We start from the raw sequence: 14,932 nt of genomic DNA, 5'->3' as shown, positions 1-14,932 counted from the left end.
ATGAGCCAACAACCCTTACCTGGGGCAAGTACTGTGTTGACAATGGGGATACTCTCCATTGTCGGCACCTTGTTTTGCTGTGGGCCTTTCGGGGCCATCTTTAGCATCATCGCATTGGTCAAGGCCAAAACTGCCAATCAATTATACCAACAAAGTCCTGAAAACTACACGGATTACAGCAATGTAAAGACCGGTAAGATCTTGGCCTACATTGGTCTGGCATTTGCCTTGATTTCCTTGGTGCTGGTCATCCTGTACTTCGGTTTTATCATAGCCATGATAACCGCAAATGGAAATGATTGGGGTGGCGGATATTAATTCGCCACTTCACTTATAAATTTCAATCGGTACAGCCTGAGTTCTTCATCCTCGTAGTCACCATCGAATTCCTCAATGGCCTGCGAAATGGAATCCGTATCGGCCTCCAAGAAGTAATCATGGATCTCTTCTTGTTGGTCCTCGTCCAGGATTTCATCTATCCAATAGCCAATGTTGAGCTTGGTACCACTGAAAACGATCTGCTCCATTTCCTTGATGAGCTCTGAAAGTTCCAGTCCTTTGGCAGACGCAATATCATCCAAGGGCAATTTCCTATCAATGCTCTGGATCACATATAACTTCAATCCTGAATTGGCCCCTGTGCTCTTCACCACAAGGTCATCGGGCCTTACAATATCGTTTTCCTGAACGTATTTGTTGATCAGGTCCAAAAAGGGTTGGCCATATTTTTTGGCCTTTCCTTCCCCTACCCCTTGGATATTGAGCAACTCATCCATGGTGATGGGATACTTGAGTGACATATCTTCCAATGAAGGATCTTGAAATACCACAAAAGGGGGCACTTCACGCTTTTGGGCTTCTTTTTTCCGAAGGTCCTTGAGTATTTTCAACAGATTGTCATCGGCCACGGCACCCACGGATTTTGTGGCAGTGGCCACGGCATCCATACTTTCCCCTGTATAGGTGTGGTCTTTGGTCATCAGGAAAGATTCTGGTTTTTCCAGAAATTTCCTCCCGGCCTCCGTCAAGTGCAAAATCCCATATCGCTCTATTTCCTTTTTAAGGAGACCGGCCACAAGCACCTGTCTCACCAAAGCCATCCAATAGGCCTTGTCCTTTTCGGCCCCAATGCCAAAAAAGTGCTTTTCATCGGTTTTATGGGAAGAGATCATCGCATTGACCTTGCCCACCAATATCCTGACGATTTCTTTGGCCTTGAACTTTTCATTGGTGTCCCGGACCACACTCAAGAGTTTCACCACTTCGTTCATGGCCTCTTCCTTGGGTTTTGGGTTTCGGGCATTGTCATCCATATCGGCACCCTCACCCTCCACCTCATCGAACTCTTCCCCAAAATAGTGGAGGATGAATTTCCGGCGGGACATGGAAGTTTCGGCATAGGCCACGATTTCTTGGAGCAGGGCGCTCCCTATTTCCTGTTCGGCCACAGGCTTACCGGACATGAACTTTTCAAGTTTTTCCACGTCCTTGTAGGCGTAGAATGCCAAGCAATGACCTTCTCCGCCATCCCTTCCAGCTCGGCCCGTTTCCTGATAGTAGCTTTCGATGCTCTTCGGGATATCGTGATGGATCACGAACCGCACATCGGGCTTGTCTATCCCCATTCCGAAGGCAATTGTGGCAACCACCACATCCACTTCCTCCATCAAGAACATGTCTTGGTACCTGGAGCGGGTCTTGGCATCAAAACCAGCGTGATAGGGCACCGCACTTATTCCGTTTACTTGTAGCACTTGGGCCAGTTCTTCCACCCGTTTTCTGCTCAGACAGTAGATTATACCCGATTTGCCTTGGTTCTGCTTCACAAAGCGGATGATGTCCGCATCCACATTTTGGGTTTTGGGGCGCACCTCGTAGAACAGGTTGGGCCTATTGAACGAAGCCTTGAACACCTTGGCATCGTTCATGCCTAGGTTTTTGATGATGTCTTCCTGCACCTTTGGGGTTGCCGTGGCCGTAAGCCCGATAATGGGAATATCGTCCCCCAAGCGATTGATGATTCCCTTCAGGTTGCGATATTCGGGCCTAAAATCATGTCCCCACTCCGAGATACAGTGGGCCTCGTCCACCGCAACAAAAGAAAGCGGCACCTTTCTCAAGAATTCGACATTGTCATCTTTGGTCAAGGATTCCGGTGCCACATATAAAAGTTTGGTGACCCCGTTGGCTATGTCCTGCTTCACCTGTTTGATCTCGGTCTTGGTGAGTGACGAGTTCAGCACATGGGCAATGCCGTTCTGTTCGGATATGCCCCTTATGGCGTCCACTTGGTTCTTCATCAGTGCGATCAAGGGCGATACCACAATGGCCGTCCCTTCCTTCATGATGGCAGGCAATTGGTAACAGAGTGATTTTCCGCCGCCCGTGGGCATGATCACAAAAGTGTCCTTGCCCTCCATGATGTTCTGGATCACATTTTCCTGAAGACCCTTGAATTTAGAAAAACCAAAATATTTTTTGAGAGAGGAATGCAAATCGGTGTTCATTAGGCTCATTTCCGCATTTTTCTATTTTATGACAAGCAACCTGAGGGGCCGTTGAATCTGTATTTTTTAAAGTCCATCAAAAGTACGAAGTATTCTATCTTCCATTATGGTCTGTAAAAGATAGTTTGATTAGTTTTGTAATCTTAAATATAAGATATTCTTTTAGGAATACAATCAGATAATCCGTTAATTACCTTGAGCGACACACAGTCCATTTTATCCATTGCAAAACGAACGCTAGAAATAGAGAGCAAGGCCATTGGGGATTTGATCGGGCAACTTGACGAACAGTTTGCCCAAGCCGTCCAATATATATTGGATTCCCAAGGAAGGGTCGTGGTCTCAGGCGTTGGGAAAAGCGCCATTGTGGCCTCCAAGATCGTGGCCACGCTCAACTCCACCGGAACCCCCGCCATTTTCATGCATGCTGCCGATGCCATCCATGGAGACCTGGGGACTATCCAAAAGGACGATATCGTCATCTGCCTCTCCAAAAGTGGCAACACCACCGAAATCAAAGCTTTGCTTCCCCTCATCAAAAGTGGTGGCAACAAACTTATTGGCATCACGGGCAACATGGATTCCTTTTTGGCCAAGCAAGCAGATTTTGTGCTCGGCACCTATGTGGAAAAGGAAGCCTGCCCCAATAATCTGGCCCCAACCACAAGCACATCGGCACAAATGGCCATGGGCGATGCACTGGCCATCTGCCTGTTGGAGCTCAGGGGTTTCAGCAGTGCCGATTTTGCAAAATACCACCCAGGCGGTTCATTGGGCAAAAAACTGTATTTACGGGTAGCGGACATTGTGGTGAGCAACCAAAAGCCAGAGGTCGATGTAGCCTCGAGCGTAAAGGAGGTGATCGTGGAGATTTCCAAAAAGATGCTTGGCGTGACCGCAGTGACCGAAAATGGCAAAGTAGTGGGCATTGTGACCGATGGGGATATCCGAAGAATGCTCAGCAAACATGACAATATCAGCGGACTCACGGCCAAGGACATCATGACTTCCGATCCAAAGTCGGTGGAGGTGGACACCCTTGCCGTGAAAGCGCTCAAACTGCTCCAAGAGAAGAACATATCACAGCTGTTGGCCTTTGATGAGGGCAACTACGCAGGAGTGGTCCATATCCATAACCTTATAAACGAGGGAATCCTATAATGGCTAAAAAACAAAAGAAAAGTCCGGATGAAATGTCCTTTTTGGACCATTTGGAAGAATTGCGCTGGCATCTCGTACGCTCAACCTTGGCCGTGGTCATCATCGCCTGTGTGGCATTTGTGTTCAAAGGCTTCATCTTTGATGTTATCCTCTTCGGACCCAAGAACATGGATTTTCCCACCTACAGGTTCTTTTGCCAGATTGCCACGTACTTTGGGGTAACATCCGAGTTTTGTGGGGACTCCCTTCCCATCACCATCCAAAGCCGGTTGATGGCCGGACAGTTTTCCGCACACATCTGGACCTCCATTTGGGCCGGGGTCATCTTGGGGTTTCCTTATATTTTATACGAACTCTGGAAATTCATCAGCCCTGGACTCTACGAAAACGAAAGAAAGCATTCCAGGGGTTTTATCTTGACAGCCTCCTTCTTGTTCTTTTTGGGGGTACTCTTCGGATACTATGTGGTGGCGCCCCTATCCATCAACTTTTTGGGGACCTATCAGGTCAGTTCGGAGGTGCTCAATCAAATCGATTTGGCATCGTACGTTTCCACGGTAAGGGCATCGGTGATTGCCTGCGGTATAATGTTCGAACTCCCCATTGTCATCTATTTCCTGACCAAAGTGGGATTGGTGACCCCCGAGATCCTTAAAAAATACAGGAAAATGGCCTTGGTCATTGTCCTGATCCTATCCGCCATCATCACCCCCCCGGATGTTACCAGCCAAATTGTGGTCGCCATCCCCGTACTGATCCTGTATCAGATAAGCATACAGATCTCCAAAATAGTCGTGAAAAGAGAGGCCAAAAAAGAAAAAGCGAAAAAGGATGCCAAATAAAGTAGAGGAATTCAATGCCTATCGTTCCCAAATGAACGAAAAGTTGCTTGCCGACAACAACAAGCTCATCAAGCGTATCTTCAACCTGGACACCAATGCCTACATGGCAGGCGCCCTGGATGTGAAGACCAAGGAACTGTTGGGACTGGTCGCTTCGGCCGTGCTCCGTTGCGATGATTGTGTGAAGTACCACTTGGAAAGCTCCAAAAAAGCCGGTGCCAACAAAGAAGAGGTGATGGAGACCTTGGGCATTGCCACCTTGGTGGGAGGTACCATCGTTGTCCCACACTTACGGCGCGCCTATGAATTTTGGGAAGCCCTGGAGGAGAACGATGCTTAAAAAAATCCAAAAGAGCGCCCTGCAGAAAAAGAATATGTTTAGTTTTGGTCCATTCCTATGAAGCTACGTGCAGAAAATATCATGAAGGCCTATCGGGGCCGTAAGGTTGTGAAAGGCATATCGCTGGAAGTGAACCAAGGGGAGATTGTGGGGCTTTTGGGACCCAATGGGGCCGGGAAGACCACCTCTTTTTACATGATCGTGGGGCTGATCAAACCCAATGGTGGCAACATCTACCTCGAAAACATGGACATCACCAGCTTTCCCATGTACAAAAGGGCCCAGAACGGCATAGGCTATTTGGCCCAAGAGGCCTCCGTATTCCGTAAGCTCAGTATCGAAAAAAACATCCTCAGTGTGTTGCAGCTCACCAAATTGAGCAAAAAGGAGCAACACATGAAAATGGAATCCCTTATTGATGAATTCGGGTTGGGACATATCCGAAAAAATAGGGGAGATCTACTCTCCGGAGGTGAACGCCGACGTACGGAAATAGCCCGTGCACTGGCCACCGACCCCAAGTTCATCTTGCTGGACGAACCTTTTGCCGGGGTGGACCCCGTAGCCGTGGAGGATATCCAACGTATTGTGGCCCAATTGAAGAACAAGAACATCGGCATCTTGATCACCGACCACAACGTGCAGGAAACCTTGGCCATTACCGAGCGTTCCTACCTCATGTTCGAAGGGGGAATCCTAAAAGCGGGTGTTCCAGAAGAATTGGCAGTGGATGAAATGGTACGAAAAGTGTATCTGGGGCAAAACTTCGAGCTCCGCAAAAAGAAACTGGATTTCTAAACCCTTCTATTTTTCAGAAGGCATCAATAAGGAAGCCAGGATATAAAATAGAATGATCAAGGGTATGGCCAAAAACTTCAAGGTCAGCAACATGATCAGACTTCCGATCAAAAACAGATAGCGCACACCATTGTCCTTAAAACTCCAATTTTTGAACTTCAGGGCAAAAAGCGCAATGGGCGAATTCAACAAGTAGGCACTCAAAAGCGTCAACCCGATCAAAAACCATGGATTCAGGATAATCCCATTCAGCAATTCGTTGTTATGGTACAAAAGAATCAGGGGAAGCGATAAAATCAGCAGCGCATTGGCTGGTGTGGGCAACCCCACAAAGGACGAAACCTGGTTCTCATCCACATTGAACTTAGCCAGCCGATAGGCAGATGCCAAGGTGATCACAAACCCAAAAAAAGGCAGCACGGTCATTTCGGCACCATGTCCAAAAACTCCCAGGTTCCAACCTCCCCTTTCTGCCATGTTCAACAATTGGAACATGACCACCCCCGGGACCAGACCACTGGTGATCACATCCGCCAGGGAGTCCAATTGCATGCCAACTTCACTCTGCACCTTCAAAACGCGGGCAGCCAAGCCATCAAAAAAGTCGAAAAATATCCCAATAAAAACAAAGAGGGCCGCCCATTCCAGCTGGTTGAGTACCGCAAAAACCGTGGCAATACAACCACTCAACACATTCAATAAGGTCAAAAAGTTGGGAATATACGACTTCATACAGGGTCAGATTTTCGTAAAAATAAGGCAAAGAAGTCGTTTTTCGGTTATTGGATGATTTGATTTGAAGTTTCAGGTTTCAAGTTTTTTTGGACTTCCGACTTCCGACCTCGACTTGGTTATTCGGTTGTTGACTCGAACTTATTTCAATAGTACCTGCCTTCATTGTGTTCCCCTGTCCAGTCATATCGTATTTATTCTGATATTTGCCGTGATGAATTTCAGGATGAGACCAAAATACCTTTTTTCATTTCTTTTGCTGTTGATCGGAAATGTGCTGTTTTCGCAAACACCACAACTCACCGAACGATCACAGGTAAGTCTGCTCACCTGCGCAGCGGGCGATGAGCTCTACTATGCCTTTGGCCACAGTGCATTTCGGGTGCAGGATCCTGTTTTGGGCATCGATGTGGTCTATAATTATGGTACTTTCGATTTTGACCAGCCCAATTTTTATCTCAATTTCGTAAAGGGAAGAATGATCTATTCCCTTTCCCGCCGCAGTTTTGATGCCTTTTTGTACGAATATGAACTGGAGAAAAGGTGGGTAAAGGAGCAGATTTTTGATCTGACCTTGGAGGAAAGGAACCAACTACTCGTCTTTTTTGAGGACAACTATCTGCCCCAGAACAGGGATTACCTCTATGACCCCTTACTAAATAATTGCTCCAGCATCACTGGTGATATTTTGAAGAAACAGTTTGGCGATGCCATTGAATTTGATGGCTCCTACTTGGACAAACCATATACTTTCCGTCAATTGGTAAGGCAGTTCTTGGACACCAATTCTTGGTCCATGTTCGGTATTGACCTCGCTTTTGGAGCCAATGTGGACCGAAAGGCCACGGTGCAGGAACATATGTTCCTCCCCTATTATGCCATGGAACAGATCCGCAACACAAGTCTCAACGGCAAGCCACTATTGAAAAGGGAACGCACCATTTTGGACTACAACGAACACACCCAACAACGTTTTTTCCCATTGTCCCCTTTGTTTTGGTTCATCTTATTGTTGGCCTTTACCTGCGCCATCACCTATTTTGATCATACCCACAAGACCAGAAGCCGTTGGTTGGATTTTTCGCTCATGTTCCTGACAGGTTTGGTGGGCACCTTCCTGTTGCTCCTTTGGTTTGCGACAGACCACACTTCAACCCCAAACAACTTCAACGTGCTTTGGGCTTTTCCGCTGAATGTGGTGGTCGCCTTTATTTTTGCTTTTCAAGATAGATTGCCCAAATGGTCATCGAAATACCTCTGGTCCGCTCTGGGGCTCATCGGGATTGTATTGCTGCTTTGGATAATCCAGGTACAATCTTTTTCACCTGTGCTGATTCCCTTATTTTTGACCCTGGCCATTCGGTATGTGTACCTCATCCGGTATTCCAAACTTTGAACCTGGCCCATAAACAGCATTCATGAACTTACTGACGGTAGAAAACATATCAAAATCGTATGGGGAACTGGTACTCTTCTCCGACATCTCCTTTGGCATCAACAAAGACCAAAAAATTGCGCTGATAGCCAAAAACGGGAGTGGAAAAACATCCATTCTCAACATCATGTCGGGCAAGGACACTTCCGAAACGGGACAGGTCACCATCCGGAAGGACATCAAGATCTCCTTTTTGGAACAAGAGCCCCGTTTGGATCCCAACCTGACCGTTGAGGAGACCATTTTTGCGACCGACAATGAGATCCTCAAGATCATTGCCGCCTACGAAAAGGCCGTGGAGAATCCTGAGGACAGTACGCGCTACCAAAAAGCCTTCGAGGCCATGGAACGCCACAATGCCTGGGATTTTGAGACGCAGTACAAACAGATCCTCTTCAAACTACAGCTTACCCAACTCGATGCCAAGGTGGCCACATTGTCCGGCGGGCAGCGAAAACGTCTGGCCTTGGCCAATGCCCTGCTGAACAAGCCCGAGCTGCTTATTATGGACGAGCCGACCAACCACTTGGACCTGGAGATGATCGAATGGCTGGAGGCCTATTTTTCCAAAGAGAACATGACCCTGTTCATGGTCACCCACGACCGGTATTTCCTGGACCGTGTCTGCAACGAGATCATAGAACTGGACAACAATCAGTTATACACCTACAAGGGCAACTACTCTTATTACCTGAGTGAAAAAGAGGGCCGGATGGAACGTGAGGCCGTGGAACAACATAAATCCAAGTTGCTCTACAAAAAGGAGTTGGAATGGATGCGCCGACAGCCCAAGGCACGTACCACCAAATCCAAATCACGGATAGACGATTTCAATGAGATCAAACAGCGGGCAAACCAACGGAGAAAAGACCATGAAGTGGAACTGGAACTCAATATGGAGCGCTTGGGCAGCAAAATCCTGGAGCTCCATAACATTTCCAAATCCTATGGTGACAAGACCATTTTGAACAAGTTCGATTACAACTTCACCAAAGGTGAACGGATCGGGATCATTGGGAAGAACGGAACGGGAAAATCCACTTTTTTGAACATCATCACCCAAAAAGAGGGTGTGGACGGCGGAAAGGTGGTGGTTGGGGACACCATCAAGTTTGGCTACTATACCCAAAAGGGCATTCCGGATAAGGAAGGGCAAAAGGTCATCGATGTCATCCGCGAGTTCGGGGACTACATACCGCTGAAAAAAGGAAAGCAGATTTCCGCACAGCAGTTGTTGGAACGTTTTCTCTTTGACCGCAAAAAGCAGTATGATTTTGTGGACAAACTCAGTGGCGGGGAACGCAAACGCTTGTATTTGTGCACGGTACTTATCCAAAACCCTAATTTCTTGATCCTGGATGAGCCCACCAACGACCTTGATATTGTGACCCTGAATGTCCTGGAAAGTTTTCTGTTGGATTTTCCGGGATGCTTGATCGTGGTGTCGCATGACCGCTATTTCATGGACAAGATCGTGGACCATTTGTTTGTGTTCAGGGGCGAGGGGGAAATTGAAAATTTTCCCGGCAACTATACCGATTACAGGGTCTATGAGAGCAGCAAGCTGATTGAGGAACGGGAGAACAAGGATATTCCTGAAAAAACGGAGAAGACCCATTGGAAGGAAAAGGAAAGCGGTGGCAAACTTTCCTATCTGGAGCAGAAGGAACACAAACAACTGGAAAAGGACATCCAAAAACTGGAAGAGCAAAAGGTAGCCTTGCAGAACAAGTTTGCCGATCCAGGTCTGAACGGGGACGAAATCAACCAACTTTCGGTGGAACTGAAGAAACTTTCGGATACCATCGAGGAGAAAACAGAACGCTGGTTCGAGCTTTCATCCATTTTAGAGGGATAAAATGGAAAGCAAGATTATTTCACATCTGAAATTTCTGCTTAAATCCACCAATGCACATGGAGTACACTCCCCCTTTGTCTTCCAGTATGTGACCCAGTGCCTGTATGCCGGAAAAAAAATGCACAGGGACAAATCCATCAATGTGCTGCTGAAGAGCAATGCCCACTTCAAGGCAAATAGTATCCATATGGACCCCAATCCTTCTCTTGAAAAAACCGTCAAGGAAATGTTTCCCAATGTCCATTTTGACACCAAACCTGCGGACGTCATCTATACCGACCGATTGGACAACACACGTTTTGAAAAGCTTCTTTCCAAAGGAACGATGCACAATGACAGCATGATCCTGGTGGAGGGCATCCATCAAAATGAAAAAAAAATGGAAGATTGGAAGACGTTGATCGCGTCGCCCAAAATCACGGTGAGCATAGATATGTTCCATTGCGGGGCCGTCTTCATCCGAAAAGAACAAGTGAAGGAGCATTTTACGATTCGGATTTAAAAAAGTAACTTTAAATTATGGAAAATGCAGCAACAGACAACACGGTTTGGTATGTTCTCGCCATATTGGGACTCATCTATCTGATCATTCTGTTCCGAAACAAGAAATCGACCAGAAGAAGAAAGTCGAGAAGGTTCATGGAGGGTAAACGCCAACATGAAAGGGACAATGAACAATGAGCAATTACCAATGTTCAATAAACCATGGACAATACTCCAATCCCTCTCAAACGCCATATCCTCCCAAACCAATTTGCATGGATAATTGATCACTGTAAATTGATTATTGATAAATGAAAAAATGAAAATATACACCAAAACAGGTGACAAGGGCACCACGGCACTGTTCACGGGCACCCGGGTACCCAAACACCATATCCGCATCGAAAGTTATGGCACCATTGACGAACTCAATTCCTTTTTGGGACTGCTTCGCGATCAGGAAATGGACGCCCATTCCAAGGAAATGTTGGCCCTCATCCAAGAAAAACTCTTCACCGTGGGATCCATCCTCGCCACGGAACCCAAAAAGGACAAACGCCTTAAAATACCCCGTATCGGTGATGCTGATATCGAGCTTCTGGAAAAGGAAATGGACCAGATGAACGAGGAATTGCCCGAAATGACACATTTTATCCTTCCCGGCGGGCACACCACCGTGTCATACTGTCATATTGCCAGAACCGTTTGCCGAAGGGCGGAACGCATGATCTCCTACCTGCACGAAAATGAACCCGTTCCCGACACCTTGCTTTCCTATATCAACCGTCTTTCCGATTATCTCTTTGTATTGGCACGGAAGTTGTCCAAGGAGTTAAAAGCCCAAGAAGTCAAGTGGATCCCGGAGAAGTTGGACCAATAAAATCGTTTTTTTTGACGCCAAAGTTTTGCCAACATCAAAATAATTTTTAAATAATGTTGTTTTTACTTGGCGAATTGGGTTTAAAAATTATTTTTGCAAAAAATTTAAAATCAAACCGTTACTATGTACTGGACGTTAGAACTAGCCTCATATTTGAGTGATGCGCCTTGGCCAGCCACCAAGGACGAACTGATAGATTATGCTATCCGTACCGGAGCACCATTGGAAGTTGTAGAAAATTTACAGTCCATGGAAGAAGAAGGCGGCGAAATATATGAGTCCATCGAAGAAATATGGCCTGATTATCCCACCGAGGAAGATTACCTCTGGAACGAGGATGAATATTGATATCAATAAAACAAGCACAATAAAAAGTCTCATTTGAGGCTTTTTTTTATGTAATTTTGACAGCCCAGCAAAAGAATTTCCCGACATTCCCGTCAATGGAACAGCTTTTGCCATTCTAACGAAAATACAATTCATGAGTTTTATCAATTCCGTACTAAAGGTTTTTGTGGGAGACAAATCGGAGAAAGATGTAAAGTCCCTACAACCCTTGGTAAAAGAGATAAAATCCTTTGAGCAGCAGCTGGAAGGATTGACCCACGACGAACTGAGACAAAAAACAGTTGCTTTCAAGGCAAGGATCGCCGAGGATTGCAAAACGGTCAATGACAATATCGCCGAACTTCAGAAAGAGGTCGAAAATTCCAACGACATCGACCGCAACGAGGAAATGTATGCCGAGATAGACAAGCTGAACGAAGAGGCCTATAAAATTTCCGAAAAGACACTCAACGATATCCTTCCCGAAGCCTTTGCCGTAGTAAAGGAGACCGCCAAACGGTTTGCCGCCAACGAGACACTCACTGTACTGGCCACCGAATTTGACAGAAAACTGTCGGGCGACAAGGATTATGTGACGCTCGAGGGCGACAAGGCCATTTGGAACAACTCTTGGGACGCTGCAGGAAAAGAGGTCACTTGGGACATGGTGCACTACGATGTACAGCTCATTGGCGGTATTGCCCTCCATCAAGGAAAGATTGCGGAAATGCAGACCGGGGAAGGTAAGACCCTTGTGGCCACACTCCCACTCTATCTGAACGCCCTAGCAGGCAAAGGGGCACATTTGGTGACCGTGAACGATTATTTGGCCAAAAGGGACAGCGCCTGGATGGCCCCCATTTTTGAGTTCCATGGACTTTCCGTGGATTGTATCGACAAGCACAGGCCCAATTCCGACGGAAGAAGGGCCGCCTACAATGCTGACATCACCTATGGGACCAACAACGAATTTGGTTTTGACTACCTACGTGACAATATGGCGCACACCCCGGACGATCTGGTACAGCGCCCACATCACTACGCCATTGTGGATGAGGTGGATTCCGTTCTCATCGACGATGCACGTACCCCATTGATCATCTCCGGTCCCGTGCCCGAGGGTGACCGCCACGAGTTCAACGAACTAAGGCCAAAAGTGGCCGACATTGTACAGCAACAACGCCAACACTTGACGGGCGTGCTTGCCGAGGCCAAAAAACTCATTGCCGCCGGAGATACCAAAGAGGGCGGGTTCCTTCTGCTCCGTGTGCACCGAGGACTTCCCAAGAACAAGGCACTCATCAAGTTTTTGAGTGAGGAAGGCGTGAAACAACTCCTCCAGAAAACAGAAAACTACTACATGCAGGACAACAACAGGGAAATGCCCAAAGTGGATGCCGACCTGTTGTTCGTGATCGATGAGAAGAACAACCAGATAGAATTGACCGATAAAGGGGTCGATTACATTTCCGGGGACAAGGACAAGGATTTCTTCGTGATGCCGGACATTGGCAGTGAGATTGCCAAAATCGAGCGTCAGGATCTGGAGATTGAAAAAGAAGCCGAGCTCAAGGAAGAGCTTTTCAAGGATTTTGCCATCAAGAGCGAGCGGATCCATACCATGACCCAATTGTTGAAGGCCTATACCCTATTTGAAAAGGATGTGGAGTATGTGGTGATTGACAATAAGGTGATGATCGTGGATGAGCAGACTGGACGTATCATGGACGGCAGACGATATTCCGATGGACTCCATCAGGCCATCGAGGCCAAGGAGAACGTGAAGATCGAGGCCATGACCCAGACCTTCGCCACCATCACCCTGCAAAATTACTTTAGGATGTACAACAAGCTGGCCGGTATGACCGGTACGGCTGTAACCGAAGCAGGCGAGTTTTGGGAGATCTACAAGTTGGATGTCATGGAAATCCCTACCAATAGGCCCATTGCAAGACATGACCGCCATGATCTCATCTACAAGACCAAGCGCGAAAAATACAACGCCATCATTGAGGAGGTGACCAACCTTTCCACTGCGGGCAGACCCGTTTTGATCGGTACCACTTCGGTGGAAATTTCGGAACTGCTCTCCAAACTGTTGAGTGTCCGTAAAATTTCCCACAATGTACTGAACGCCAAACTCCACAAAAAGGAGGCCGACATCGTCGCCGAAGCAGGAAAATCAGGGGTGGTCACCATTGCCACCAACATGGCCGGTAGGGGTACGGACATTAAGCTCACCACGGATGTAAAGGGAGCGGGCGGACTTGCCATCATCGGTACGGAGCGCCACGATTCCAGACGGGTGGACAGGCAGTTGAGAGGTCGTTCCGGGCGTCAAGGAGACCCGGGAAGCTCGCAGTTCTATGTTTCCTTGGAAGACAACCTGATGCGTTTGTTCGGATCGGACCGTGTGGCCAAGATGATGGACCGTATGGGTCTGGAGGAAGGCGAGGTCATCCAACACTCCATGATGACCCGATCTATAGAACGGGCCCAGAAAAAAGTGGAGGAAAACAACTTTGGCATCCGTAAACGCCTATTGGAATATGATGATGTGATGAACGCCCAGCGTGAGGTGGTGTACAAGAGAAGAAAGCACGCCCTTCAAGGCGAGCGCCTCAAAGTGGACATCGCCAACATGATCTATGACACCTGCGAGCTGATCGCGGAGACCAACAAAATGGCCGATGACTTCAAAAACTTCGAGTTTGAGCTCATCAAATATTTCTCCATCACTTCGCCCATCAGCGAGGAAGAGTTCAAAAAGATGAACTTCCAGGAAATAGCCAATACCATTTACAAGGCATCCTACGATTTCTACAAGAACAAAATGGAGCGTAGTGCCACCGTGGCTTTCCAGGTCATCAAAAAGGTGTATGAGGACCAAGCCAACAAGTTCGAGCGCATTGTGGTCCCTTTCACGGACGGCATCAAGACCTTGAACGTGGTCACCAATCTGGAAAAGGCCTATAATACGGATGGAAAGCAATTGATCACGGATTTTGAGAAGAACATCACCTTGGCCATCATCGATGATGCCTGGAAAACCCATTTACGCAAGATGGACGAGTTGAAACAATCCGTACAGTTGGCCGTCCATGAGCAAAAAGATCCTTTGCTGATCTATAAGTTCGAGGCGTTCGAACTCTTCAAGGAAATGATAGACAAAGTGAACAAAGAGGTTATTTCCTTCCTTTTCAAAGGGGAACTGCCATCGCAGAACACCAATCAGATCCAAGAGGCCAGGAACGTGCAACGACCCAAGGAAAACCTTCAGACCTCGAAGGAAGAAATCCCCAACAGTGATGAGCTTGCCGCCCAGCATAGGGCAGCGGGCCAAACTCAGGGACAACGTCAGCAGGTGACCGAAACCATTACCAGGGAAAAGCCAAAAATTGGCCGTAATGACAAGGTTACCATAAAGAACATCATGTCCGGCGAGAGCAAGACCATGAAATACAAGCAGGCGGAATCCCTTATCGAAAAAGGGGAATGGGTCTTGATCGAAGATTAAATTAGGTTAAATGCAATCATACAAGTGACAGTTATTTTATAGCTGTCACTTT

Annotated in this window: 14 protein-coding genes; 12 read left to right on the top strand and 2 right to left on the bottom strand. The window is 47.2% G+C overall.

Features of this window, described 5'->3' with window-relative positions:
- Nucleotides 1-318, top strand: a complete 318-nt coding sequence (locus FOT42_RS12400) for a CCC motif membrane protein (protein WP_151890890.1) — start codon at nucleotides 1-3, stop codon at nucleotides 316-318.
- Here FOT42_RS12400 and recQ read toward each other — a convergent pair.
- Nucleotides 315-2,516 (bottom strand): DNA helicase RecQ, encoded by a 2,202-nt coding sequence (recQ, locus tag FOT42_RS12395; protein WP_151890889.1) that lies wholly within the window; start codon nucleotides 2,514-2,516, stop codon nucleotides 315-317. The genes FOT42_RS12400 and recQ overlap by 4 nt on opposite strands.
- 186 nt (nucleotides 2,517-2,702) lie before the next feature.
- Here recQ and FOT42_RS12390 point away from each other — a divergent pair, with 186 nt between their 5' ends.
- Genes FOT42_RS12390 through lptB form a run of 4 tightly spaced genes read left to right on the top strand, consistent with a single transcriptional unit; the run spans nucleotide 2,703 to nucleotide 5,648 of the window.
- A complete protein-coding gene (locus FOT42_RS12390) occupies nucleotides 2,703-3,668 on the top strand; it encodes a KpsF/GutQ family sugar-phosphate isomerase (protein ID WP_151890888.1) in 966 nt (321 codons plus the stop codon).
- Nucleotides 3,668-4,510 carry a twin-arginine translocase subunit TatC gene (gene tatC / locus FOT42_RS12385; protein ID WP_151890887.1) on the top strand — a complete coding sequence of 281 codons (843 nt, stop codon included), beginning with the start codon at nucleotides 3,668-3,670 and terminating at the stop codon, nucleotides 4,508-4,510. The genes FOT42_RS12390 and tatC overlap by 1 nt, the downstream gene beginning before the upstream one ends.
- A complete protein-coding gene (locus FOT42_RS12380; RefSeq protein ID WP_108423488.1) occupies nucleotides 4,500-4,850 on the top strand; it encodes a carboxymuconolactone decarboxylase family protein in 351 nt (116 codons plus the stop codon). Before tatC ends, FOT42_RS12380 begins: the two co-directional genes overlap by 11 nt.
- Before the next feature lie 57 nt (nucleotides 4,851-4,907).
- Nucleotides 4,908-5,648 (top strand): LPS export ABC transporter ATP-binding protein, encoded by a 741-nt coding sequence (lptB, locus tag FOT42_RS12375; protein WP_072877456.1) that lies wholly within the window; start codon nucleotides 4,908-4,910, stop codon nucleotides 5,646-5,648.
- 6 nt (nucleotides 5,649-5,654) lie between these two features.
- On the opposite strand, the gene FOT42_RS12370 is transcribed toward lptB, so the two are convergent.
- A complete protein-coding gene (locus FOT42_RS12370; RefSeq protein WP_151890886.1) occupies nucleotides 5,655-6,380 on the bottom strand; it encodes a CDP-alcohol phosphatidyltransferase family protein in 726 nt (241 codons plus the stop codon).
- A 226-nt stretch (nucleotides 6,381-6,606) separates the two neighbouring features.
- Between FOT42_RS12370 and FOT42_RS12365 the strand changes: the two genes are divergently transcribed.
- The 7 genes from FOT42_RS12365 (at nucleotide 6,607) to secA (ending at nucleotide 14,880) form a co-directional block, all read left to right on the top strand.
- Nucleotides 6,607-7,776, top strand: coding sequence for a lipoprotein N-acyltransferase Lnb domain-containing protein (locus FOT42_RS12365; protein WP_226789886.1), 1,170 nt, complete (start codon nucleotides 6,607-6,609; stop codon nucleotides 7,774-7,776).
- 22 nt (nucleotides 7,777-7,798) lie between these two features.
- Entirely contained in the window at nucleotides 7,799-9,673 is a 1,875-nt protein-coding gene (locus tag FOT42_RS12360) for an ABC-F family ATP-binding cassette domain-containing protein (RefSeq protein WP_151890885.1), read from the top strand.
- 1 nt (nucleotide 9,674) lies between these two features.
- Complete coding sequence (locus tag FOT42_RS12355) at nucleotides 9,675-10,175, top strand: hypothetical protein (protein WP_151890884.1); 501 nt, start codon at nucleotides 9,675-9,677, stop codon at nucleotides 10,173-10,175.
- A 17-nt stretch (nucleotides 10,176-10,192) separates the two neighbouring features.
- On the top strand, nucleotides 10,193-10,354 hold the full coding sequence (locus FOT42_RS18105) for a hypothetical protein (RefSeq protein ID WP_192938389.1): 162 nt from the start codon (nucleotides 10,193-10,195) through the stop codon (nucleotides 10,352-10,354).
- 121 nt (nucleotides 10,355-10,475) lie between these two features.
- Nucleotides 10,476-11,036, top strand: a complete 561-nt coding sequence (locus FOT42_RS12350) for a cob(I)yrinic acid a,c-diamide adenosyltransferase (protein ID WP_151890883.1) — start codon at nucleotides 10,476-10,478, stop codon at nucleotides 11,034-11,036.
- 123 nt (nucleotides 11,037-11,159) lie between these two features.
- On the top strand, nucleotides 11,160-11,384 hold the full coding sequence (locus tag FOT42_RS12345) for a DUF2795 domain-containing protein (RefSeq protein ID WP_013551418.1): 225 nt from the start codon (nucleotides 11,160-11,162) through the stop codon (nucleotides 11,382-11,384).
- A gap of 133 nt (nucleotides 11,385-11,517) precedes the next feature.
- Nucleotides 11,518-14,880 (top strand): preprotein translocase subunit SecA, encoded by a 3,363-nt coding sequence (gene secA / locus FOT42_RS12340; protein WP_151890882.1) that lies wholly within the window; start codon nucleotides 11,518-11,520, stop codon nucleotides 14,878-14,880.
- Nucleotides 14,881-14,932: the final 52 nt, after the last annotated feature.

Origin of the sequence: Flagellimonas hadalis (assembly GCF_007785775.2) — a bacterium.
GTDB classification, from domain to species: domain Bacteria; phylum Bacteroidota; class Bacteroidia; order Flavobacteriales; family Flavobacteriaceae; genus Flagellimonas; species Flagellimonas hadalis.
This window is presented reverse-complemented; position numbering and strand designations above follow the sequence as displayed.

Excerpts from the sequence above, each read along its gene's own strand:
- FOT42_RS12400 (WP_151890890.1), top strand. The coding sequence starts at position 1 with ATGAGCCAACAACCCTTACCTGGGGCAAGTACTGTGTTGACAATGGGG.
- recQ (WP_151890889.1), bottom strand. The coding sequence starts at position 2,516 with ATGAGCCTAATGAACACCGATTTGCATTCCTCTCTCAAAAAATATTTT.
- tatC (WP_151890887.1), top strand. The coding sequence starts at position 3,668 with ATGGCTAAAAAACAAAAGAAAAGTCCGGATGAAATGTCCTTTTTGGAC.
- FOT42_RS12380 (WP_108423488.1), top strand. The coding sequence starts at position 4,500 with ATGCCAAATAAAGTAGAGGAATTCAATGCCTATCGTTCCCAAATGAAC.
- lptB (WP_072877456.1), top strand. The coding sequence starts at position 4,908 with ATGAAGCTACGTGCAGAAAATATCATGAAGGCCTATCGGGGCCGTAAG.
- FOT42_RS12370 (WP_151890886.1), bottom strand. The coding sequence starts at position 6,380 with ATGAAGTCGTATATTCCCAACTTTTTGACCTTATTGAATGTGTTGAGT.
- FOT42_RS12365 (WP_226789886.1), top strand. The coding sequence starts at position 6,607 with ATGAGACCAAAATACCTTTTTTCATTTCTTTTGCTGTTGATCGGAAAT.
- FOT42_RS12360 (WP_151890885.1), top strand. The coding sequence starts at position 7,799 with ATGAACTTACTGACGGTAGAAAACATATCAAAATCGTATGGGGAACTG.
- FOT42_RS12355 (WP_151890884.1), top strand. The coding sequence starts at position 9,675 with ATGGAAAGCAAGATTATTTCACATCTGAAATTTCTGCTTAAATCCACC.
- FOT42_RS18105 (WP_192938389.1), top strand. The coding sequence starts at position 10,193 with ATGGAAAATGCAGCAACAGACAACACGGTTTGGTATGTTCTCGCCATA.
- FOT42_RS12350 (WP_151890883.1), top strand. The coding sequence starts at position 10,476 with ATGAAAATATACACCAAAACAGGTGACAAGGGCACCACGGCACTGTTC.
- FOT42_RS12345 (WP_013551418.1), top strand. The coding sequence starts at position 11,160 with ATGTACTGGACGTTAGAACTAGCCTCATATTTGAGTGATGCGCCTTGG.
- secA (WP_151890882.1), top strand. The coding sequence starts at position 11,518 with ATGAGTTTTATCAATTCCGTACTAAAGGTTTTTGTGGGAGACAAATCG.